Source organism: Campylobacter taeniopygiae (genome assembly GCF_005406225.1).
Classification (GTDB): Bacteria; Campylobacterota; Campylobacteria; order Campylobacterales; family Campylobacteraceae; genus Campylobacter_D; species Campylobacter_D taeniopygiae.
The window spans coordinates 72,225-93,371 of the sequence record NZ_NXLY01000001.1 but is presented as its reverse complement, the minus strand read 5'-3'; the positions used below and the strand labels follow the sequence as shown (position 1 = coordinate 93,371).

General features: G+C 29.3%; 23 protein-coding genes. 6 read left to right on the top strand and 17 right to left on the bottom strand.

From position 1 onward, the window contains the following. Positions 1-137 precede the first annotated feature (137 nt). Positions 138-992, top strand: coding sequence for an SPASM domain-containing protein (locus CQA75_RS00470; protein WP_137623101.1), 855 nt, complete (start codon positions 138-140; stop codon positions 990-992). On the opposite strand, the gene CQA75_RS00465 is transcribed toward CQA75_RS00470, so the two are convergent. After that, positions 989-3,109 (bottom strand): TonB-dependent receptor, encoded by a 2,121-nt coding sequence (locus tag CQA75_RS00465; protein ID WP_137623100.1) that lies wholly within the window; start codon positions 3,107-3,109, stop codon positions 989-991. The two genes, CQA75_RS00470 and CQA75_RS00465, sit on opposite strands and share 4 nt — an antisense overlap. A 187-nt stretch (positions 3,110-3,296) precedes the next feature. Here CQA75_RS00465 and CQA75_RS00460 point away from each other — a divergent pair, with 187 nt between their 5' ends. After that, complete coding sequence (locus CQA75_RS00460; RefSeq protein WP_137623099.1) at positions 3,297-4,052, top strand: HugZ family heme oxygenase; 756 nt, start codon at positions 3,297-3,299, stop codon at positions 4,050-4,052. A gap of 13 nt (positions 4,053-4,065) precedes the next feature. Here CQA75_RS00460 and prfA read toward each other — a convergent pair whose 3' ends face one another. The 6 genes from prfA to CQA75_RS00430 form a co-directional block, all read right to left on the bottom strand. Then, on the bottom strand, positions 4,066-5,133 hold the full coding sequence (prfA, locus tag CQA75_RS00455; protein ID WP_137623098.1) for a peptide chain release factor 1: 1,068 nt from the start codon (positions 5,131-5,133) through the stop codon (positions 4,066-4,068). Positions 5,134-5,144: 11 nt separating this feature from the next. Further along, entirely contained in the window at positions 5,145-5,408 is a 264-nt protein-coding gene (gene rpsT, locus CQA75_RS00450) for a 30S ribosomal protein S20 (protein WP_137621647.1), read from the bottom strand. Positions 5,409-5,486: 78 nt separating this feature from the next. Beyond that, complete coding sequence (locus CQA75_RS00445) at positions 5,487-5,987, bottom strand: phosphatidylglycerophosphatase A family protein (RefSeq protein ID WP_137623097.1); 501 nt, start codon at positions 5,985-5,987, stop codon at positions 5,487-5,489. Positions 5,988-5,996: 9 nt separating this feature from the next. Further along, positions 5,997-7,154, bottom strand: coding sequence for a sulfate adenylyltransferase (locus CQA75_RS00440; protein ID WP_137623096.1), 1,158 nt, complete (start codon positions 7,152-7,154; stop codon positions 5,997-5,999). Further along, positions 7,135-8,019, bottom strand: coding sequence for a DNA-binding transcriptional response regulator (locus tag CQA75_RS00435; RefSeq protein WP_137623095.1), 885 nt, complete (start codon positions 8,017-8,019; stop codon positions 7,135-7,137). Before CQA75_RS00435 ends, CQA75_RS00440 begins: the two co-directional genes overlap by 20 nt. Beyond that, positions 8,016-9,131 carry a bifunctional 2-C-methyl-D-erythritol 4-phosphate cytidylyltransferase/2-C-methyl-D-erythritol 2,4-cyclodiphosphate synthase gene (locus CQA75_RS00430; protein ID WP_137623094.1) on the bottom strand — a complete coding sequence of 372 codons (1,116 nt, stop codon included), beginning with the start codon at positions 9,129-9,131 and terminating at the stop codon, positions 8,016-8,018. Before CQA75_RS00430 ends, CQA75_RS00435 begins: the two co-directional genes overlap by 4 nt. Positions 9,132-9,260: 129 nt before the next feature. On the opposite strand from CQA75_RS00430, the gene CQA75_RS00425 reads away from it, so the two are divergent. Beyond that, on the top strand, positions 9,261-10,367 hold the full coding sequence (locus tag CQA75_RS00425; protein ID WP_137623093.1) for an Mrp/NBP35 family ATP-binding protein: 1,107 nt from the start codon (positions 9,261-9,263) through the stop codon (positions 10,365-10,367). Between the two features lie 132 nt (positions 10,368-10,499). Then, positions 10,500-11,513, top strand: a complete 1,014-nt coding sequence (locus CQA75_RS00420) for an aldose epimerase family protein (RefSeq protein ID WP_137623092.1) — start codon at positions 10,500-10,502, stop codon at positions 11,511-11,513. A 495-nt stretch (positions 11,514-12,008) separates the two neighbouring features. Here the strand turns inward: CQA75_RS00420 and CQA75_RS09095 are convergent, their stop codons facing one another. Together CQA75_RS09095 and CQA75_RS09090 are read right to left on the bottom strand one after the other, a co-directional pair. Continuing rightward, on the bottom strand, positions 12,009-12,758 hold the full coding sequence (locus tag CQA75_RS09095; protein ID WP_171000058.1) for a hypothetical protein: 750 nt from the start codon (positions 12,756-12,758) through the stop codon (positions 12,009-12,011). A gap of 17 nt (positions 12,759-12,775) precedes the next feature. Next, complete coding sequence (locus CQA75_RS09090) at positions 12,776-13,597, bottom strand: relaxase/mobilization nuclease domain-containing protein (protein WP_171000057.1); 822 nt, start codon at positions 13,595-13,597, stop codon at positions 12,776-12,778. A gap of 1,307 nt (positions 13,598-14,904) precedes the next feature. On the opposite strand from CQA75_RS09090, the gene CQA75_RS00410 reads away from it, so the two are divergent. Beyond that, positions 14,905-16,065 (top strand): tetrahydrodipicolinate N-succinyltransferase N-terminal domain-containing protein, encoded by a 1,161-nt coding sequence (locus tag CQA75_RS00410; RefSeq protein ID WP_137623188.1) that lies wholly within the window; start codon positions 14,905-14,907, stop codon positions 16,063-16,065. A gap of 103 nt (positions 16,066-16,168) precedes the next feature. On the opposite strand, the gene rplQ is transcribed toward CQA75_RS00410, so the two are convergent. The 7 genes from rplQ to infA all read right to left on the bottom strand — a co-directional run bounded on the left by rplQ (position 16,169) and on the right by infA (position 19,475). Continuing rightward, on the bottom strand, positions 16,169-16,522 hold the full coding sequence (rplQ, locus tag CQA75_RS00405) for a 50S ribosomal protein L17 (RefSeq protein ID WP_137623091.1): 354 nt from the start codon (positions 16,520-16,522) through the stop codon (positions 16,169-16,171). Between the two features lie 3 nt (positions 16,523-16,525). Next, complete coding sequence (locus tag CQA75_RS00400; RefSeq protein ID WP_137623090.1) at positions 16,526-17,539, bottom strand: DNA-directed RNA polymerase subunit alpha; 1,014 nt, start codon at positions 17,537-17,539, stop codon at positions 16,526-16,528. A 12-nt stretch (positions 17,540-17,551) separates the two neighbouring features. Next, positions 17,552-18,178, bottom strand: a complete 627-nt coding sequence (rpsD, locus tag CQA75_RS00395) for a 30S ribosomal protein S4 (RefSeq protein WP_137620237.1) — start codon at positions 18,176-18,178, stop codon at positions 17,552-17,554. Between the two features lie 27 nt (positions 18,179-18,205). Beyond that, positions 18,206-18,598 (bottom strand): 30S ribosomal protein S11, encoded by a 393-nt coding sequence (gene rpsK, locus CQA75_RS00390; protein ID WP_002779544.1) that lies wholly within the window; start codon positions 18,596-18,598, stop codon positions 18,206-18,208. Between the two features lie 9 nt (positions 18,599-18,607). Beyond that, positions 18,608-18,973 (bottom strand): 30S ribosomal protein S13, encoded by a 366-nt coding sequence (gene rpsM, locus CQA75_RS00385; protein WP_002779545.1) that lies wholly within the window; start codon positions 18,971-18,973, stop codon positions 18,608-18,610. Between the two features lie 2 nt (positions 18,974-18,975). After that, complete coding sequence (rpmJ, locus tag CQA75_RS00380) at positions 18,976-19,089, bottom strand: 50S ribosomal protein L36 (protein ID WP_002781429.1); 114 nt, start codon at positions 19,087-19,089, stop codon at positions 18,976-18,978. Positions 19,090-19,256: 167 nt separating this feature from the next. Beyond that, complete coding sequence (gene infA, locus CQA75_RS00375) at positions 19,257-19,475, bottom strand: translation initiation factor IF-1 (RefSeq protein WP_002781436.1); 219 nt, start codon at positions 19,473-19,475, stop codon at positions 19,257-19,259. 147 nt (positions 19,476-19,622) lie between these two features. On the opposite strand from infA, the gene CQA75_RS00370 reads away from it, so the two are divergent. Further along, positions 19,623-20,699 (top strand): NAD(P)-dependent alcohol dehydrogenase, encoded by a 1,077-nt coding sequence (locus tag CQA75_RS00370; RefSeq protein WP_137623187.1) that lies wholly within the window; start codon positions 19,623-19,625, stop codon positions 20,697-20,699. On the opposite strand, the gene CQA75_RS00365 is transcribed toward CQA75_RS00370, so the two are convergent. Continuing rightward, positions 20,700-21,146 carry a lipocalin family protein gene (locus tag CQA75_RS00365; protein ID WP_137623089.1) on the bottom strand — a complete coding sequence of 149 codons (447 nt, stop codon included), beginning with the start codon at positions 21,144-21,146 and terminating at the stop codon, positions 20,700-20,702. It abuts the gene before it with no gap. Between the last annotated feature and the right edge of the window lies 1 nt (position 21,147).

Genomic DNA, 21,147 nt, shown 5'->3' with positions numbered 1-21,147 from the left:
TTTTTATTTTAAGTGTAGCATGATTTTTTTTAATACTTTAAAATACCTAAGTAAAGGAATAAAAAAATAAGAATTTTTATAAATAATGTTACTATTTTACTTGAAAATTGGTAAAATAACTATTTTTGGATAAAAGAATGAAATTTAAAAAAATTTATATAGAATTAAGCGATATTTGTGGTTTAAAATGTGATTTTTGCCCTTCACAAAAAGCAATGCGAAAAATTATGTCTAAAGAAAATTTTATCATTTTAGCAAAGCAAATTCATAATCAATCTAAGCTTTTTACTCTACATCTTTTAGGCGATCCTTTACTTTTGCCGGATTTAAAGAGTTATTTAGACATTGCTAAAGATTATGATATGAAACTTGAGATTACTACAAGCGGTTTTTATTTTGATGTTAAAAATCGCGATTTATTATTAAATTATGAAAATATCCGTCAGATTAATATTTCTTTGATGGCTTTTTTAAGCCAAAGCAAGTTTTCTTTAAAGCAATATTTTGATCCTATTTTAACATTTTGCAAAGAACATATAAGGTGCCAAAAAACAAGCTTTATTAATCTTAGGCTTTGGAATTTAGATACTGATTTTAAAGCACCTAAAGAAAATTTTATCATTTATGAATTTTTATCTAAAGAATTTCAAAAAGATATTGATTTTGCTTTGGCAAAAAATTATTTAGCAAGGCACATTATCCTTCATCAAAATAAGCTTTTTAAGTGGCCAAATTTGGATGATACGCCTTTATATTTTCATGGAAAATGTTACGCCTTAAAAGATCAAATTGGAATTTTGAGTGATGGAACTTTAGTTCCTTGTTGTTTGGATGCTAAAGGGGATATAAATTTGGGCAATGTTTTTAAAGATGGTTTTGAAAATCTTTTAAATTCTAAGCGTTTAACATCGATGAAAAAAGCTTTTGAGGAAAATAAACGCATCGAAAAGCTTTGTCAAAGTTGTGAATTTTTTAAGGTAAGATTGGATTAAAAAACATATTTTAACTCTAAATAATAATTTCTACCACTTCCTGATAAATATTCGTCATTGAGGCTGTCTTGATAGGTGTAGTATTGCTTGTTAAAAAGATTTCTGATTCCGCTAGAAATTTGTAATTTTTTATAATAATAGCTTAAACCAATATCTGTTAAAGCATAATCTTTTATCCAAGTGTTTTTGCTCATTTTTCCGGTTTTTTCATCTATCGTTCCACCATCTTTAGCACGAGAATAATAAGTTAGATCCAAAAAGGTACTAAAATTTGAATTGATAGCGTATTCTACACCGAGACTAGCTTTGATTTTTGAGACATAAGGAATTCTTTTTCCCTTGTTAATCCCTTTTGAAATTTTAGCATCTATATAGGCTATGCTTTGTCTAAATATAAGCGCATCATCTAAAAAGCTTTGATCGAAATTTAATTCCGCGCCAATACGATGAGTTTGGTCGATATTGTAATATTTCCAAAAAGCACCTGCCTCAGAATGTGGATTTCCAAGATATGAAATTTCATCCTTACTTAGGGTGTAAAATAAAGTTAAATTAAATCCATAAAAATCCCACCAAAGATCATTGATTCCTAGTTCAAAGGTATTAAAAATTTCAGAATTTAAATCTGAAGAATAATATTTTTGTGTTTTTTGATCTTTATTGACAAATTGTGCCGGTGAAGGAGATATAAAGCCTCTTTCATATTTAAGGTATAAACTTCCTGTGTTTGAGTATTTAAAATTTGGAGTGATTTCAAAGGCAAAATTATTGCCTTGATTTTCAGTATTAAAGGTTTCAGTATTATTTTTTTGTATTTGAGTAATAAGCATTTTGCTTGTATAGTTTCTATTTGTTTTATAAAAACTGCGTTCATATCTTAACCCACTAGAAATGCTGAAAATATCATTAAATTCATGAGAATCAAGTGCAAATAAAGAATGGCTTTGCTTTTTCATGTCCATAAGAGTTGTCATGGTGTGATTGATTGAAAATTTAGGCATATTTACATCATAATGGATAATGCTTGTTCTTTTAGCATCATGATTAGCAAATTCATAACCAAAGATAAGATAAGAATTGTCTTTATAGTTGTATCTGCTTTTAAGATTTATCCCTGTAAAGGTATCTTCAAAACTACTTCCATTTTGATATACAGGCAAGGTTATACCCATAACAGTCATCATGGAAACATCTTTGAGATAATTGATTTTTTGATTTTGCCAGAAAGTTTCTAGATCAAATTCCCAAGTATCATCAAGATAGTAATGATAATCTAGAGTGATTTCAGGTCTATTAATAGAGGTGATATTTTCTCCATTGCCTTTTTGTTTAGGATTGTCTTCAATTTGTGCTTTTGTTAAATATCCACTTCCTGTATTTTTGCTTTTAAAATAATTATAACCAAAAATCAAATCGCTTTGCTCGTTAGGGTTGATATAGGTTTTAGTGTTTATAAAATAGCCTTTTTCATTATAACCATCTTGATAACCATCTTGATTAAAGCCTTCCATATTAAAACTAAAGGCTAGATTTTCGTTGATTTTTTTGGCCGCATTGATTTCTAAATTGCCACCTAATTTGTGTCGATTGTATCCATTTCCTTTTATAGCTATAGAAAATAAATCTTTTTTTTGTTTTTTTGTGATGATATTGATCGCACCTCCGCGAGTACCATTTCCATAAAGTACAGAGCCTCCACCTGGGATAATTTCTATACGTTCAACATTATCAAGATTGATACTATTTAGCGGAGTTACTCCATGAGAATTATCAAGCATGTTAATTGATTTTCCATCGATCATGACTTTAACAGCGACATTGGATTTATCACCTTGACCTCGCATGTCAATATTTCTTCCTAGTCCAAAATTAACAAAATTAATTTCAGCCATTCTTTCTAAAGCTTGTTCTATGGAGCTAAAACCTTTTTTTTGCAAATCGGAGCTGTTAATAACGATGACATTTCTTAAACTATTATCAAAATCTTGCTTACTTGCAGAAACAACGATTTCATCCAGTTTAACCTTATCTTCTTCGTTGTTTTCTTGTGCATTAATATCAATGAGTAAAAAATTGATCAGGATAAAGAATTTTATCAACGTTATTTTTTTATGCAAGATTAACTCCTTAAGAGATTAAATAATGATAATGTATATCATAATATAAAGTGATAAATTTATCGTTTATTGTCTTAAAAATAAATAAAATTTTTGATTTTAAAAATATTAGATTAGTCCTTAAGATTTATTTAATTTGATAATTGATATCATTTTAAAATTAAAATTTTTAATAAAAGGAATAAAAATGAATCTAGAAAGCATTATTTCTCACATGAATGAACATCACCGATCAAATTTAGTCGATCTTTGTAAAAAATTTGGAGGTGTAAAAGAAGTTAAAGATGTGAAATTAAGTCATGTTGATTTTGAGGGTTTGGATATCATTTATAACGATGATGAAACTTTGCGCATTGAATTCCCTAAAAAAGCGAATGAAGAGACTTTAAAAGATACGATTATTTCTCTTTGTATGAGTGCAAAAACCGAGCAGGATTTTAGCGGAGTGGCTAAGGAAATTGAGGAATTTAAATCAAGTTTTAATTCTGTATGTTTAGCGACTTTAAGTGAAAATAATGAAGTTGTTTGCTCTTATGCACCTTTTGTAGCGACTGATTTGGGGAATTATATTTATATCAGTGAAGTGAGTGAGCATTTTAACAATATCAAAGCAAATCCAAGCAATATAGAAATAATGTTTTTAGAGGATGAAAGTAAAGCTGCTTCTGTGATACTTCGCAAAAGGTTGCGTTATAGGGTGGATGCAAATTTTATAGAAAGAGGGGAGCAATTTGATAAAATTTATGATGAATTTGAAAGACAAACAGGTGCAGAAGGCGGAATAAAAACTATAAGAAAAATGCTTGATTTTCATTTGGTTAAACTTGAATTCAAAAAAGGAAGATTTGTTAAAGGTTTTGGACAAGCTTATGATATCAATCAAGGCGAAATCAGCTTTGCAGGAGCTAATGGAAATCCACATAAATTTCCACACAAACACTAAAAAAAGAGCAAAATTATAAATTTTGCTCTTGCAAAGACTCAGCTTGATAATGGGCGATTAAAGGTTCGATAATTTCATCAAAAAGTCCATCTTGCATGATAGAGTCTAAACGATATAAGGTTAAATTTATACGATGATCACTGATACGATTTTGAGGAAAATTGTAAGTGCGTATGCGTTCACTTCTATCTCCACTTCCCACTTGAGATTTTCTTGCTTCACTTTCTTGGGCTAAGCGTTCGCTTTCTTGCATTTCAAAAAGTCTAGCTTTTAAAACTTTCATAGCACTTTCTTTGTTTTTATGCTGACTTTTTCCATCTTGATTGACCACAACTATACCAGTAGGGATATGAGTGATACGAACGGCTGAATCGGTAGTATTAACACTTTGTCCGCCATGACCTGAAGAACGCATCACATCGATTTTTAGATCATTAGGATTGATTTGTATTTCGATATCATCTACTTCTGGCATAACAGCAACCGTAATTGCAGAAGTATGTACCCTTCCTTGAGATTCTGTTTGAGGAACTCTTTGAACTCTATGAGTTCCGCCTTCGTATTTTAATCTAGAATAAGCCCCTATGCCTTTAACTAGCATTATAATTTCTTTAAAACCTCCAACACTTCCTTCGCTTGAACTGACTATTTCTAATTTGTAATTACGATTTTCTGCGTATCTTGAATAGGCTTTTACAAGATCGCCAACAAATAAAGAAGCCTCATCTCCACCAGTGCCCGCACGAATTTCTAAAAAGATATTTCTTTCATCGTTTGGATCTTTAGGTAAGAGTAAAATTTTAAGTTCTTCTTCAAGTTTTGGTTTAGATTCTTCTAGAATTTTTAGTTCTTCTTTAGCTAGTTCTCCAAGTTCGCTATCATTAAGCAAAGCTTTGTTTTCTTCTATACTTTCTAAAGTTTGTAAATATTCTTTAGCCTTTAAAACAATAGGTTCTAAATTCTTTTGTTCTTTCGAGAGAGAAGTCATCTTTTCGATATCATTAATGATATCAGAGCTACTAAGAAGAGAATTTAACTCTTCATAGCGTTTTAAAAAAGGGTCTAGTTTATCAGCTAACATTAAAAATAAAATTATGCAATTTTATTAACTAAAAGAGCTAAGCGGCTTACACGGCGTGAAGCAGTTTGTTTTTTAAGAAAACCGCGACTAACCATAGCATGAATGCTTTTATTAGCTATTTTGAAAGCCTCATTTGCAGCGTTTTTATCATTTTTAGCAGCTGCTTCTCTTACAGCTTTTGTGATATTTTTAAGTCTTGTTCTATAAAATCTATTTCTTTCTGTTTTTTTAATAGTCTGTCTCGCTCTTTTTTCAGCAGATTTATGGTTTGCCATTAAATATTCCTTTTTTGAAATTTTAAGGGTTAATTATATAAGAATAAAATTTAAAATTTCATTAATTTAAGAAAAATTTCAAAATAAATCTATTAATTTTTTATCCCAAAATAAAAGATCAAATTTGATTAAAATTCCATAGATTACAGCGCTTAAAAGTCCAGCAAATAAACCCGCTGCCATATCATCTAACATCACTCCTAAGCCACCCTTAACTTTTTTATCAATCTTTCCTATAATAGAAGGTTTAGTGATGTCAAACAAGCGAAAAAATACAAAAGCCATGATGAAATTTAATAAAGAATTTGATGCATTAGCTGCTATAGCACAAGCTAAAAAAACTCCCGCAACTTCATCAATTACTATGTGTTTATCATCGTGAATTCCAGTGCTTTTTTCATAATCATCAATCACACGTATACTGATGAGAAAAATCAAAAAGCTAAGTAGTACTAATGTGGTGCTTCCTAGATATCTTAAAATAAAAAAAGCAGGAATTAAAGCAGCGATAGTCCCAAAAGTTCCAGATGCTTTTGGGGCGCAACCTGAATAAAAAAAAGTCAAGAAAATTTTTTGCATTATTACCTTTCAAACGATATAAGACATTTGATACGCTTCTAAAAGTTTTTGATAAAATTCTTCATCTTCTTTATCTTCTAAAATACCATCTGTGGCAAAAAGATCGTTATATATTTTTTGAAAATTTTTAAAACGCTTTGGAAAGATTGAAGATAAAATCATACTTGAAATTTCTTTTCGCATAAAAAGCGCAGGTGGAATAATACCTAATCTTAATAAATTTTTCAAAGATTGAGAATTATAATGTAAATGATGGTGAAATCCATGCGGGCAAGATCGAGTACTTACGATCATATGGCAAACATTGCAAAATACAAATTCAGGTAAAATAATCACTTCTATGCCGTAATCTTTGGAAAATTCATCCAAAATCGATTTGGGTTGATTTTCATCATAAAACATCCCAAGGCCTGTGTGATTTTGTCCTACCACAAGTTTAGTGCAGCCTAAATTTTTTGCTACTATGCTTTCAAGTGCAGGATTTAAATGAGAATGAAAAAGATCAATATTTTTTAAAGGAAAAACAAAGATTTTATCGGGTGGCAAATAATTTTGTATGAGCTTTTGCAAATATTTTTCTTTTAAATTAAATTCAAAGCCATCCTCATAAAAAGATTCTACTAAAAAGATCACTACTAAATCCGCTTTATCTATAGCCCAACGAAACATTCTTTCATGTGCTCTATGCAAAGGATCAAGATTGGTCACTAAAGCAGTTATTTTTTGAGCATTGAGTTTTTCTTTTACGAGTTGAAATTGTTGTTTGATAGTTTTTATAGGAGAATCATAGATTTTTATTTTTCCACTGATACAAGTTTTTCCATTGTTTTCTAAAGAACAGGTTCTAGAGCTGAAAATACTCGAAAAATTTTTATCATTTTTAAATTTATTTTTAAATTCTATATAACCTACTATTTTCTCATTACAAATGAGTTCGATTTTATCTTTTTCTTTGAGATTTTTTAAGACTTTTTCTGCATTTTTAGGAGCAAAGGTGAAAGGATAGGGAAAATTTTCTCCTTTTAATTTGCCAGTTTTTAAAATTTCTTTACTTTCATTTTCATCCATTAAATAATTGCAATTCCCTAGCAAACCTTCTTCTATAAGAGAAAGAATGCCTAATTCATTTTCATCAATTATAATTGTTTTATTTTTTCTTGAGGTCATATTTTTTCCTTTTTTGCCATAAGGATTTGCGAGAAATTCCTATTTTTTTAGAAAGCTCTGTATCAGAAAGCACATTTTGATAGTTTAAAACTATGTATCTTATATACTCATCAATAGTTAAAATTTCATCACTGATGATGCCCTTTTGATCATCGTTTAGATCTATTTGATTGAATTTTGAATTTTCTATTTGAGAATTCGTGTGCAAAATTACAGGCTTATTTTTTATGAAATTAAATAAAATTTCTCTCTCTGATGTTTTTAAAATTTGAAGATTATTCAAAAATAAAAGAGAATTTTCAAAATGAAATTTCATTACTTTTTCGATGGCATTAGTAGCAGCTAAATCAATATAAGCAAATTCCATATTATGTTCATAAAGATATTTAAAAACAAAAGCATCAGCTGAATTTTGGAGATTGGATTTTAAAATGAGTGGAAGTTTGATTTTTTTATAATTGTATTCTGGAATTTTTATCATTTTTATGCGAGATTTTATGTAGCTTTCATAAGTTTTATTTGCTGCTAAAAGCTTTCTAAAATCTTGATGGTGTTTTATTTTTCTTATTAGCTCTTCTATCATAAAAGGTTTTTGTATGTAATCACTAGCACCCATTTTTAAAGGCGTTGAAACTACATCAGTGCTTATATAAGAAATCAGTAAAATAATAATACTGTTTTTAAAATGTTCTACAGCTTTTAAAAAATTACTAGTATTAGCTGAAAGTAAGATAATATCATAACGTTTTTCTTCATTAAATTCATTAAAAGAATTAATAATAGTGCAATCATAGCCCATATTATTAAGTTTTATACCGATGCTTTGCGCTAAGTAAATTTCATTTTCTATGATTAAAACTTTCATAATTTTGTCCAATCAAAATATTTTAAATTTGCATTGCTTAAAACCGCTATGCCTTCTTTGCGACCGATAAATCCTAGTTTTTCTGTGGTGGTGGCTTTTACATTGATCCTGTGTTCGCTGATATTAAGGGTTGAGGCTATATTAGCTCTAATTTCTTCTTTAAATTTGTGTAGTTTTGGAGCTTCTGCGATAACGCAAATATCAGCATTTATAAGCTCAAAGCCAACTTCTTTGACTTTTTGATAAGCCTTTTTTAAAAGTTCCATAGAATCAGCATCTTTAAATTTCATATCAGTATCAGGATAAAGTTCGCCTATATCGCCTAAGCCAGCCGCACCTAAAATCGCATCGGTTAAAGAATGCGCTAAAACATCGCCATCTGAATGTGCTTTTAAGCCCATGCTAGGATGAATTTCGATACCGCCTAAGATTAAAGGCCTTGTTTGGCCAAATTCATGGACATCAAAACCATTTCCGCAAAAAATTTCATGACTAGGTTTTGGGAGATTTAATTTAACTAAGTCTTCTTTAAAGGTTAGTTTTCTAGCATTTTCTTCACCCTCTATAAACCAAATTTTACCCCCTAAAGCTGCGATAGCGGTGCTATCATCTGTAAAATCAGAATTTTGTTCTAAGGCCTTTTTGAGTAAATTTGTGCGTGAAATTTGTGGCGTTTGAATGAGTTTAATTTTTTCTCTTTGTATGGCTTGTTCATCAAAAAGCGTGGTATCGCAAACTTTTAAAGCAGGGGTGATGCAATCTGCTTTATCGATATTTTCAAGCAAACGATCAAATAAATTTTTACTGATAAAAACTCTTGCAACATCGCTAACCATAACAAATTCTGTTTCGACTAATTCTAAGGCTTTTTTTAAAGATTGCGCTCTTGTGTCTCCACCTTCTACAATTTCATAATTTTTTGTAAATTTTTTCATGTAAGAAACATTACCAGAAGTAACAATTATCTTTTTAAACGGATAAAAAGAGCTTAAATTTTTTGTCGCATAAAGCCATAAAGGATCTTCTCCTATACGTAAAAATTGCTTTTTAACTTCCATATTTAAACGTGTAGAATTTCCAGCTGCTAGCATAATTAGACTTAATTCTTGCACTTTTGTTCCTTAAAATTTATAATTTTATCTATGTATATAATGTTACCATATTATACACTTACAAAAAGCTAAATTTTAGATTTTTATTAGTAAAATAAATTTTTAATTTTTTAAGGAAAGATTAGAATTATGAAAGAACAAATTTTAGAAAAACTCAAAAGCGTTAAATATCCTGGTTTTGAAAAAGATATAGTCAGTTTTAATTTTGTAAAAGAAGTTAAAGTAGAAAATAATGAAGCTTTTATCAATATTGAAATCGCTTCGTCTAATCCTGAAGTTTCTAATGAAATTCGCAAAAATGTTAGCGAAGTTTTATCATCTTTAAATTTAAAAAATATAGAAATTAATATTATCACACCAAAAATTCCTGAAGAAAAAAGCAATTCAAGAAGCGGTAAAAATATCGTTCCGCAAGTGAAAAATTTCATCATGATTTCAAGTGGTAAAGGTGGCGTGGGCAAATCGACCACAACCGTAAATTTAGCTATTTCTATGGCAAAAATGGGTAAAAAAGTAGGGATTTTGGATGCGGATATTTATGGGCCAAATATCCCAAGAATGCTTGGAGAAACCAAAACTCAACCTGAAGTGGTTGGACAAAGATTAAAGCCTATTTTAACTCATGGAATTTATATGATGAGTATGGGAGTTTTGATCGAAGAAGGACAAGGACTTATGTGGCGTGGCGCGATGATCATGAAAGCGATGGAGCAATTACTCGCTGATGTGATTTGGCCTGAACTTGATGTTTTATTTTTAGATATGCCTCCAGGAACAGGTGATGCACAAATCACCTCTGCACAAAGCATCCCAATCACTGCAGGTGTATGTGTAAGCACTCCACAAACCGTTTCTTTAGATGACAGCAAAAGAGCGCTTGATATGTTTAACAAACTTCATATTCCAATCGCAGGTATCGTAGAAAACATGAGTGGATTTTTATGCCCTGATAATGGCAAAGAATATGATATTTTTGGCAAAGGAACCACTGAAGAAATGGCGAAAGCTTACAAAAGCGAAGTTCTAGCACAAATTCCTATTGAAATGATCGTTAGAGAAGGTGGAGATGATGGAAAACCAGTGAGTTTTTATCATCCTGAAAGCGTGAGTTCAAAGCGTTATTTAATGGCGGCTGAGAAAATTTGGAATTTCATAGAAAAGATTAACAATGAAGGCGGTGCGGATAATTCTGCAATTCAGCCTATTATGAATGGAAAAAGCGCTTGTTCTCACTAATATTTAGGGTTATTCCCTAAATATTTTTTCACTTCTTATCTTTTTAAATCACTTTTAATTTTTTTACACCATTCTTAAAAAGTATTTATTAATTAATGTCAAAATGGTATAAGATTTTTTAGGAGGGCAAAAATGAAAATATTGCAAGAAACATTTGGCGAGTATAATGATGAAAAAGTGACGCGAATTCGTTTGATCAATGACAATAATGTAGAAATTTCCTGCCTTAGTATGGGGGCAATTTGGCATCAGTTTTTAGTTCCGACTAAGGATAAAGAGCATCAAAATTTATTATTGAGTTTTGATAATATTAACGATTATTACTCAAATCCTCAAAATATTTGCAAATCAATCGGCAGGGTTGCTGGAAGGATCAAAAACGCATCTTATAAGCATTATAAATTGCCGCAAAACGATCATGGTAATACTCTTCATGGTGGGCCACATGGCTTTTCAACTTGGAATTGGGAATATTCAACTTCGGTTGATGAAAATGGAGCGAGTGTGACTTTTCAAAAAAAGATCGATGAAAGTATGGATGGCTTTTTTGGAGAGATACAAGCTAGTATTGTTTATACCTTGGATAATCAAAATAAAGTAAGCATTGTATATAGCGCAATAGGTGGCGAAGAAGATACTTTGTTTAATCCAACGTGCCATGTTTATTTTAATCTGAGCAATCGTCGCGATTTGACAACGCATGAATTACAAATCAATAGCGACCATATTTTAGAAACTGATGAGTATTTAATCCCTACTGGAAAATTTCTCGCTGTTGATAACACACCTTATGATTTTCGTCATTTTAAAAATGTAGAATCCGTGCTTAAAGAAATTAAAGGACTAGATACAGCTTATGTGCTTAAAACAAATTTGGTTGCCATTTTAAAAGATAAAGAAAGCAAGCGTCAAATTATCGTGCATTCTGATCGTAATGGACTTGTTGTTTATACGCCTGAAAAGATCGAAGGACAAAACATTTCATTTAGCCGAGATAAAGGCGCTTTGGCAAATAAAAATGAAGGCATTGCATTAGAGGCGCAGACTTTACCTGATGCGATTCATCATGAAAATTTTGGTGATATTGTATTGCCACGTCATAGTAAGCAAAGCTACAATATATCATTTACATTTAAAAATGATTAAAGATATAAGTTTGGAGATTATTTTTGATAAAAATATGGAAAAGTGGTTTTCTAAACCTTAAAAACATTTCAAGAAAGGAAAAAAATGAAAAAAATTTAAAAGGAATTTTAGTCTTAGGGCTAATCAGTTTTTTAACGGGGTGCAGTGATAGCTTAATAAAAGCAGAAAACAAGGATAACTCTCCTTTTTTTTAATCCAGCAATTGAAAAAATTAAAAGTAAATATCCAAGTTATGAAATTTATGATTATACTTCAATTAAAAACTTAAGTCATGTTGATTCTAAAATTAGAAATTCGCTTGTCCAATTTGTAAAAGAACAAATTCAAGAAAAGCCATCTTTTGCTGATTATTGTAATTATTTTCTATTAAAAAATAATGAAAATAAATATAAATTAGTCAATATTATTTGTTATAAGGGAAAAAATAACTCTGTAATTTGCGACCCTACTGAAGCAAAAGATAGTAAATACCTTAATTAATGCGGATAATCCGCATTAATCATAACTTCTATTCTTTAAATCATTTAAATTTTCATTTTGCTTATTATTAACCTTACCAAAATAACTAGAATTATTAATTTTATTGATTATATTTAAATCATCTTTGATATTTAAAATTTCACAACCTTTCTGATATTCTTTAATCAAAAAAGGATTAATCTTTTTAGTGCTTTTATTTGAAAGTTCTAATTTTAAATTTTTAAATCTAAAGGAAATATTATCCTTTAAGAAGTCCTTATTGCTTTCTAAAGTTTTAAGGTAGTTTTCGTATTCCCATACTTCAGAATTTGATTTTTTAAGCAAATAAATTGCATTATTTAAACTTTGAATTTTATTGTTTAAATTAAAAATATTTTGTTTTTTACCATTGAAAAGATTTAAAGAGATAAGATTTGCTTCTAAATTCTTTTTAATCGCATCATCTAAATTTTGATTATTTTTAGAAATAGAACTTCTAACTTTTAAGAATTCTTGATAATCTTTTTTTGATGAAATTTTTACATTTTTTATACTATCTGAAAACGTTTCTAATCTTTTTACATCGATTATTTTTTCATAAGTTAATTTATTTAATTCTTTGTTTAAAATTTCAATTTTTGGATAAATTTCTTTTAACTCTTTTATCTCATTTAAAATAATTTTTTCATTCTCATTTATTTTTTTATTATTAAGCTTTAAATCTCGCCCAATTTTATAAAATTTTTTATTATTTTTCTTTTTATATTGATTAAAAAGATTAAGCAAATTTTTTCTTTCATCTTTTAAAATTTTATTCTCTTCATAAAAGAAATCAATTCTACTTTTTTCTTTTCAATTTTAATATTTTCTCTCTTGATACTATTTAATAAAATTTCATTTAAATCATTTTTGGTTTCATACTCATTAAGGTATAAATTTCTTTTAATTCTTTCACATTCTTTCTTTAAATCTTTTTCTAAAATGGAATGATTATGATAACGCAAACCTTTGTTATTTAAAGTCATACTAAAATTATTTCTAACATCGTCCCAAAACTCTTTTATATCTTCTTTTTTATTGAAATGAATTTTCTTTTTTGTCAATATATTTCTTTTATTTAAAACTATGTGGGCGTGTGGATTATTTTGATGAGTATGTAAAACCATAATATACTTATAACCTAGAAAATTATTATCCATAACTCGCTGAACAGATTTTTTTAATATTTCAAGATTTTTAGGAGTGGCACTTTCTTTTATAGAAAACATTAAATGCCAAGCATCTTTTGCATTTTCTGATTTAGAAAAATCATTATTCCAATCTTTTAAAACTTCTTTAGCTAAAACCTCTTCCCCTTTTTCATTAATCAGGTAAGGAGTATCATTATTTTTTAAGATATAGTTTATCGCTCTTTTCGCTCCAGCACTTGATAAATTACTTAAAAGTTTTACGACAACTTGTTTAGAAAAAGAGGATTTATTAAAATTATTAACATTGTTTTTTATTGAATAAGAACTGACATAATGATTAAATATTTTATTTCTATCAAATTTATCTTTTATAACAGAACTTGCTTTTCTAACTTTTTTTATTTCTTCGAGTAATTCTTCTATATTTTTTTGCATTTTTTTTCTTAAAAATTTGTAATTTGAAATTGAAAAAATTATAGTAAAAAATATAAAACTTGTATAGAGGCAGGATAACCCTTTATAGTGGCTGTTTTTTAACTCAAATCCCTATTTTATAGGGCTTTAAACGTTAAAAAAGATTTTTTTGCAAAAAATAAAATTAAAAAAAACTTTTTTTAATTTTTACTTTTAAAAAATAAATTATTTTTTTTCTAAAAAAATGTTAAAAAAAACAAAGCACAATAAAAGAAAAAATAATAAAAAATATGAAAAATAATATAAAACATGCAAAAAAATATTTAAGACAAAAAATAAAAAAAAATATCTAATAAAAAATCAAAGAAAAATATTTTAAATTAGAAATAAAAATATGAAATATTCTAAGAAAGTTTTTTTAAAGTAATCTATTTTTTTTCTAAAAAAAATGTTAAAAAAACAAAGCACAATAAAAGAAAAAATAATAAAAAATATGAAAAACATAATACAAAATATGCAAAAAATATATGATAAGAAAAAGCATTAATAATAAAAATAGAAAAAACTACAAAGACAAGAAAAAACTTTTCCATAATAAGAAATAGAATCTTTATAAATAAATAGCTTTCTTTAATATAAATAAAAAACAAGCTAAAAAAATAATAAAAAATATGAAATAAATATAAATTTTATTTAAAAAAAATACAAAAAAAATAAAATTTACTAAAAAAAATAATTTAAAAAAATCATTTGAATGATTTTTTTTTGAAAAAAAATTTATTTTTTTTAAACTAAGAAAAAATAATGCTTTGAAAGAGTTTTTTTTCTTCATTTTTTTTAAAAATGAAAAAAAATATTAACCCCCCCCCTTTTTTTTTTGCGACTTTTTTATAGTGGCAGTTTTTGAAAAAAATTTCACTTAAAAGTATGAAAAAATAGACATTTAAACGAGTATCATTTTTTGCAAAAAATCTACTTAAAAAAAACTTAATTAAGTTTTTTTTAAAAATAAAAATTGCGTTTAAATCCCTATAAAATAATTACTTTAAGATTAAATTAAGCCGCAAAAAAAAAGGGGGGGGGGTTAATACCTTGTGCTATAATTTTGAAAGATTTGCAAATCAATATTTTTTTCAAGGAAAAAATAATGAGAAAAATTTTTATAAAATTTTTAACATTGTTATTTATGGCAATTCAGTTTAAGTTTAAAAATATTTATTATTTAATTATTATTTATAAATTTTTTAGTTTTAAATTTAAAATAAGATTTCAAGTTTTATTTGATATAATCATTTATTCAAATAACAAAACAATAAAGGAAAAAAATGTTGGTAAATACCAAAGAAGATTTTTTACTTTTAATCAAACAAATAGAACAAAAAAGTGGCTATAAACAGCCTAAAGCTTTTGGTATAGCAAGACTTGATAGAGGACAAATCAATAAAAATAAAATCTTACAAGCGAGTTTTGCTTTGGTAAATTATGAGCAGAATTTTAGTTCAGCTGCGATCATACTTGAATCTTTTATGCAAAGGGGAATCGAGATCGATTTTAATGCGAGCGAATTCACTCAAGTTTTAAAAATGGAAGATATTGAATTTGCTTTATCTTGCTTCAAACCTTTTTTAGAAGAAGAAGGGCATAAAAATATCGACTTGTTAAAATTGATTAAAGAGAAATTTAAAGACGATGAATTTGCTTTTGTATGTCTTTTTGAAGATAAAGAGCCTTTGAGTGTTGAAAGCGTTTATCTTAAACTTTATTTGCTTTCTACAAAAAAAGTGCCTTTAAGAAGTATCAATCTAAATGGTGCCTTTGGACTTTTAAGCAATGTTGCTTGGAGTGATGATAAGCCTATAGAGCTTGATTATTTAAGAGAAAATGAAATGCGTTTAAAGATGACTAATCAATATCCAAAAATTGATTTTGTTGATAAATTCCCAAGATTTTTAGCGCATATCATACCTGAAGATAATACAAGAATTTTAGAAAGTTCAAAGGTAAGAATGGGTGCTTCTTTGGCAGCGGGAACAACGATTATGCCAGGCGCTTCTTATGTGAATTTCAATGCAGGAACAACGGGGGCTTGTATGGTAGAAGGTCGCATAAGTTCAAGTGTAGTCGTAGGAGAAGGATCGGATATAGGTGGAGGAGCTTCTATATTAGGAGTTTTAAGCGGAACAAGCGGAAATGCGATCAGTATAGGTAAAGCTTGTCTTTTAGGTGCTAATTCTGTTACCGGCGTTCCTTTGGGCGATAATTGTATCGTTGATGCAGGAATTGCAGTGCTAGAGGGAACTAAATTTTTATTAAAAGATGCACAAGAACTCGCAAAGCTTAATCCAAATTTCACTTTTGATAAAGAAATATATAAAGGTTTAGAACTTCAAGGCTTAAACGGACTTCATTTCCGTCAAGAATCTACAACGGGAGTGATGATCGTTGCTTTAAATAAAAAAGCAGTCAAACTCAACGAAGCTTTACATTAAGATAAATTCTCAAGTTTAGCTTGGGATTTATTTTTTAACAATAAAAAATATTTTGGATTGTTTTTTAGATAGGAAGTAAATCCTAGCATAAGCTAGGATTTTATTAAGCTACAAATTCAATAAAAGCCATTTCAGCAGCGTCACCACGACGAATTCTAGTTTTAATGATTCTAGTGTAGCCACCGTTTCTTTCTTTAAATTTTGGAGCGATTTCTGTAACTAATTTGTTAGTAGCGTTTTTATCTTGCAATGAAGCAAAAACAGCTCTATGCGCATTAAAATCGCCTAATCTTGCTCTTGTGATAAGTCTTTCTACATATCCTCTTAATTCTTTAGCTTTTGGTAAAGTTATTTCTATTTTACCGCTATTAACTAAAGCTATCGTTAAATTTTTTAACAAAGCAGCACGATGAGATGAAGTTCTGCCAAGTTTTCTATATCCGTGTTTATGTCTCATTTTTTATCCTTCATTTTGTGCTTTTAATTCAGTGATTTTTTTGCTTAATATATCTCTATTATCGCTTAATTTAGAAGTTCCTACAGGGAAACCTATGCTTTCCATGATGCTTTTGATTTCATCAAGTGATTTTTTACCTAAATTTTTAAGTCCCGCAAGTTCATTTACACTCATTAAGGCAAGTTCGCCTATATAAACAACTCCTGCTTTTTCAAGGCAATTGTAACTTCTTGCACTTAAATTTAAGTCAGTGATATTTTGCAATAATTTAGTATTTTCTAATTCATTGCTAGTGGCTTGATTTTTAATGATACTTCTAACATTAGTGATTTTATCAAACACTGATAATTGTTTATACATAGCTTCTAAAGCATTTTGAAAAGCTTCATTTGGAGTGATTTGTCCATCTGTGGTGATAGTTAAAACCACTTTTTCATAATCAGGATTATCTTCAAATAAAACTTTTTCGATATCATAAGTCGCTTCTCTTACTGGAGTAAAGAAAGCATCCAATGCTATAAATTTAGGATCATCTAAAAATTCTTTGATTTCTTCGCTTGGAACATAACCAATACCTTTTTCTATAATCAAAGTAAATTTAAGATCCGCATCTTCATTGATGGTTGCTAAATATGCATCAGCATTTACCACTTCAACTTGATCATTGTTCAAATCTTTGCCATAAATTTCTTTAGGACCTTTGAAGTTAAATTCTACGATTTCTTTATCAGAATCATTCTTAATCTTAAAACGTAATTTTTTCAAGTTAAGAATAAAAAGCGCGATGTCTTCAAACATACCACGCATACTGTCAAATTCATGAGATATTCCATCAATATGAATTGCAGTTGGAGCGTAGCCTACGGTGCTTGTATAAAGCAAACGACGTAAAGGATGGGCTAGGGTGATCCCATAGCCGATTTCAAAAGGCCAAGCGCTGATTTTAGCCACAGTATCGCTAATATTTTCTATTGTAAATTCTGTTGGCGTATAAGCGGATGTTGTAATTTTTCTCATATTTAGCCCCTATTATTTAGAGTAAAGCTCAACGATAAATCTTTCCTCTACCGGAATGACAACTTCTTCTCTTTCAGGTTTTCTTGTGAAAATTCCAAATCTCTTGTCTTTTTCTACATCAACCCAAGCTACTATACCGGTTTGCGCTGTAAGCTCTATTGCTCTTGTAATTTGAGGATTATTTTTGCTTTTTTCGATGATTTCGATTTTAGCACCTGCTTCTACTCTAAAGCTAGGGATATCCACTCTTTTACCATTAACTAAAATGTGTCCATGAGTTACAAGTTGTCTTGCAAAACGACGAGTTGTTGCAAATCCCATTCTATAAACTACATTGTCTAATCTTTGCTCTAAAAGTTGGATGAGTAAAACCCCTGTATTGCCATCTTTTCTAGCTGCTTCTGCAAAAAGTCTTCTAAATTGCTTTTCGCTAACTCCATACATAAATTTAGCTTTTTGTTTTTCTCTTAATTGAAGTCCATATTCGCTAATTTTACCTTTTCTTGCTCCGTGTTGTCCTGGTGCATAAGGGCGTTTATCTAATGCACTTTTTCCGGCTAATCTTCTTTCTCCTTTTAATGCCAAGCTAACACCAAAGCGTCTTTCTAATTTTTCTACTGGTCCTCTATATCTTGCCATAATAATCTCCTAAATTTTTCTTATATTTTAGACGCGACGACGCTTAGGCGGTCTACAACCATTGTGAGCTAATGGAGTGATATCTTTTAAGAAAGTAACTTTGATTCCTTCCATAGCGCCTACACTTTTTACAGCAGTTTCTCTACCACTTCCTGGTCCTTGAACTTTTATACCTACTTCTTTAATTCCGTGTTCTTTTGCTTTATTTAAAGCGTCTTCTACTGCTTGTTGTGCCGCATAAGGGGTTGATTTTTTAGAACCTTTAAATCCTAAACCACCCGCACTGCTCCAAGCAATCGCATTTCCCATTTCATCAGTTACTGTTACCATGGTATTGTTAAAAGTTGCACTGATATATACAATACCTTTTGCTATATTTTTTTTAACTACTTTTTTCTTTACAATTTTTCTTTTAGCCATTTCTTATCCTTATGATTTTGCACCAACGGTTTTTCTTTTACCCTTGCGAGTTCTAGCATTTGTTTTTGTTTTTTGACCACGAACAGGTAAGCCTTTTCTATGTCTTAAACCTCTAAAACTTCCCAAATCCATAAGAGCTTTGATATCCATAGCAACTTGTTTTCTAAGATCCCCTTCAACCATATAGTTTTCTTGGATTTCTTTTCTAATTGCCGCTGCTTCATCTTCGCTAAGTTCATGAACTCTTTTATCGTAAGAAATTCCTGTCTTATCAAGAATTTTTCTTGATGTAAAAAGTCCTATACCATAAATGTAAGTTAGTCCATACTCAATTCTTTTTTTCTTTGGTAAATCAACACCTGCAATACGAGCCATGTTTATCCTTGTCTTTGTTTATGTTTTGGATTTTCGCAAATAATGCGAACTACGCCTTTACGGCGAACTACTTTGCACTTGTCGCACATCTTTTTAACAGATGGTCTCACTTTCATGAGCGTCTCCTTTTAAGTAAATTCCACTTGATTTGCGACTGCATCAGGTTTTATGAATAACCAACTATTTTTAAAATAAGTGGTGAATTTTAAAAATACTTCTTTCATAGTTCGATACAAAATGTCGCAAAAACGCTAATTTTATCGAAAAAAAACTTTTAATTAGCTTATTTATATCTAAAAGTAATGCGTCCTTTATCAAGACTATAAGGTGTGAGTTCTACTTTAACTTTATCACCAGGCATAATTCTTATATAATGCATACGCATTTTTCCTGCAATGTGACAAAGAATGACATGTTTATTGTCTAATTCTACTTTAAAATTCGCATTAGGTAATGCTTCGAGTACTGTTCCGTCGATTTCTATTACATCATCTTTTGCCAAAAGTTTTCTCCTTTTAATTTTTAAAATGTAAAAATTATTCTATCAAAAATTATTAAAAAATTTACTTATTTTTTGTTATTTATCGTTTGATATTTTTTTGATAAAATAAAAACAACCAAATCTTTATAAAAAGGAGATGAAATAATGATCGATTATAAAATTTTAGACAATGGAAGAATTCATAGCAAGGGCTATGCCATGCTTGGCAAAGATGCGAAATTTACCCCTTTTGAATTTTCTCGTCACGCTATAGGTGATAATGATATTTTGATAAAAATTTTATACGCAGGAATTTGTCATAGTGATGTGCATACTGCAAAAAGTGAGTGGGGAGCAACTATTTATCCTTGTGTTCCTGGCCATGAGATCGCTGGAGAGGTTATTGCTGTAGGTAAAAATGTGACTAAATTTAAAGTAGGTGATTATGCGGGTGTAGGTTGTATGGTCAATTCTTGTGGGGAATGTGAAGCTTGCAAACGCTCTCAAGAGCAATTTTGCGAAAATGGAAAAACGATTTATACCTATAACAGTAAAGATATTTTTCATAATAATGAAATCACTTATGGTGGATATTCTAACAATATAGTCGTGAGTGAAAAATTTGCAGTTTGTGTTCCTAAAGATGCACCTCTTGAAAAGGTTGCGCCTTTGCTTTGTGCGGGTATTACAACTTATTCTCCTTTGAAATTTTCAAAAATCAAAGAAGGTTCTTTGGTGGCTATAGCAGGTTTTGGCGGACTTGGAATGATGGCGGTAAAATATGCGATTAAAATGGGTGCAAAAGTGAGTGTTTTTGCGAGAAATGAAAATAAAAAAAGCGACGCTTTAGCAATGGGTGTAAGTTCTTTTTATACGAGCACAGATAAAGATGCGGTTAAAGAGCGTTTTGACTTGATCATTTCAACCATTCCAACACCTTATGATCCTTCTGTTTATCTTGATTTGCTTAAATTTGGAGGAGAATTAGCTATAGTAGGACTTCCACCGGTTGAGCATAAAATAGGAATTCAAATCAATACCTTAATCCATAAAGCAGGCAAAAGGGTTTATGGATCTTTAATAGGTGGAATAGCTGAAACTCAAGAAATGCTTGATTTTTCACTTAAAAATAAAATTTATCCAGAAACCGAGCTAATCACTCCGCAAGAAATCGATAAAGCTTATGAAAATTTAACTTCTGGAAAAGCAAAATTCCGTTATGTAATCGATATGACAAAAGAATAATCAGCGATCAAAAATCAGATCGCTGATATCAAAATTTCTTTCTTTGGCTATTTTTAAAAGTTCTTGCAAGGTTTTTTCATCTAATTTTTTTCTTGCTAAAATCCATAGATATTTTTTATCAGGACTTCCGACAATAGCCACTTGATATTCTGTATCGATGAAAATAATTTCATAATTGGTTTTATTAAAAAGATTCATAAAAAAATTAAAGCTTACAGCTAATTTTCGATTAGCATTTAGCTTTGCTTTACCTTTGATGCTTGAAATTTCATTTTCTTTTTGGCAAAAATTTTCTATTTCTATATAAGGAGTTTCACCTTTGTATTTTAATGTGTATTTGGCTTTTGAGCTTTGACAGGCTTTTTGAAAAAAATTAGGCTTTCTAGCGATTTCAAGCCATTCACCCATGTAATTTTGTAAATTAATATCGCCGATAAGTTCTATCATA

Bases quoted from the DNA above. Each gene is read 5' to 3' on its own strand.
- CQA75_RS00470 (WP_137623101.1), top strand. From the start codon at position 138: ATGAAATTTAAAAAAATTTATATAGAATTAAGCGATATTTGTGGTTTA.
- CQA75_RS00460 (WP_137623099.1), top strand. From the start codon at position 3,297: ATGAATCTAGAAAGCATTATTTCTCACATGAATGAACATCACCGATCA.
- prfA (WP_137623098.1), bottom strand. From the start codon at position 5,133: ATGTTAGCTGATAAACTAGACCCTTTTTTAAAACGCTATGAAGAGTTA.
- rpsT (WP_137621647.1), bottom strand. From the start codon at position 5,408: ATGGCAAACCATAAATCTGCTGAAAAAAGAGCGAGACAGACTATTAAA.
- CQA75_RS00445 (WP_137623097.1), bottom strand. From the start codon at position 5,987: ATGCAAAAAATTTTCTTGACTTTTTTTTATTCAGGTTGCGCCCCAAAA.
- CQA75_RS00440 (WP_137623096.1), bottom strand. From the start codon at position 7,154: ATGACCTCAAGAAAAAATAAAACAATTATAATTGATGAAAATGAATTA.
- CQA75_RS00435 (WP_137623095.1), bottom strand. From the start codon at position 8,019: ATGAAAGTTTTAATCATAGAAAATGAAATTTACTTAGCGCAAAGCATC.
- CQA75_RS00425 (WP_137623093.1), top strand. From the start codon at position 9,261: ATGAAAGAACAAATTTTAGAAAAACTCAAAAGCGTTAAATATCCTGGT.
- CQA75_RS00420 (WP_137623092.1), top strand. From the start codon at position 10,500: ATGAAAATATTGCAAGAAACATTTGGCGAGTATAATGATGAAAAAGTG.
- CQA75_RS09090 (WP_171000057.1), bottom strand. From the start codon at position 13,597: ATGCAAAAAAATATAGAAGAATTACTCGAAGAAATAAAAAAAGTTAGA.
- rplQ (WP_137623091.1), bottom strand. From the start codon at position 16,522: ATGAGACATAAACACGGATATAGAAAACTTGGCAGAACTTCATCTCAT.
- CQA75_RS00400 (WP_137623090.1), bottom strand. From the start codon at position 17,539: ATGAGAAAAATTACAACATCCGCTTATACGCCAACAGAATTTACAATA.
- rpsD (WP_137620237.1), bottom strand. From the start codon at position 18,178: ATGGCAAGATATAGAGGACCAGTAGAAAAATTAGAAAGACGCTTTGGT.
- rpsK (WP_002779544.1), bottom strand. From the start codon at position 18,598: ATGGCTAAAAGAAAAATTGTAAAGAAAAAAGTAGTTAAAAAAAATATA.
- rpsM (WP_002779545.1), bottom strand. From the start codon at position 18,973: ATGGCTCGTATTGCAGGTGTTGATTTACCAAAGAAAAAAAGAATTGAG.
- rpmJ (WP_002781429.1), bottom strand. From the start codon at position 19,089: ATGAAAGTGAGACCATCTGTTAAAAAGATGTGCGACAAGTGCAAAGTA.
- CQA75_RS00365 (WP_137623089.1), bottom strand. From the start codon at position 21,146: ATGATAGAACTTATCGGCGATATTAATTTACAAAATTACATGGGTGAA.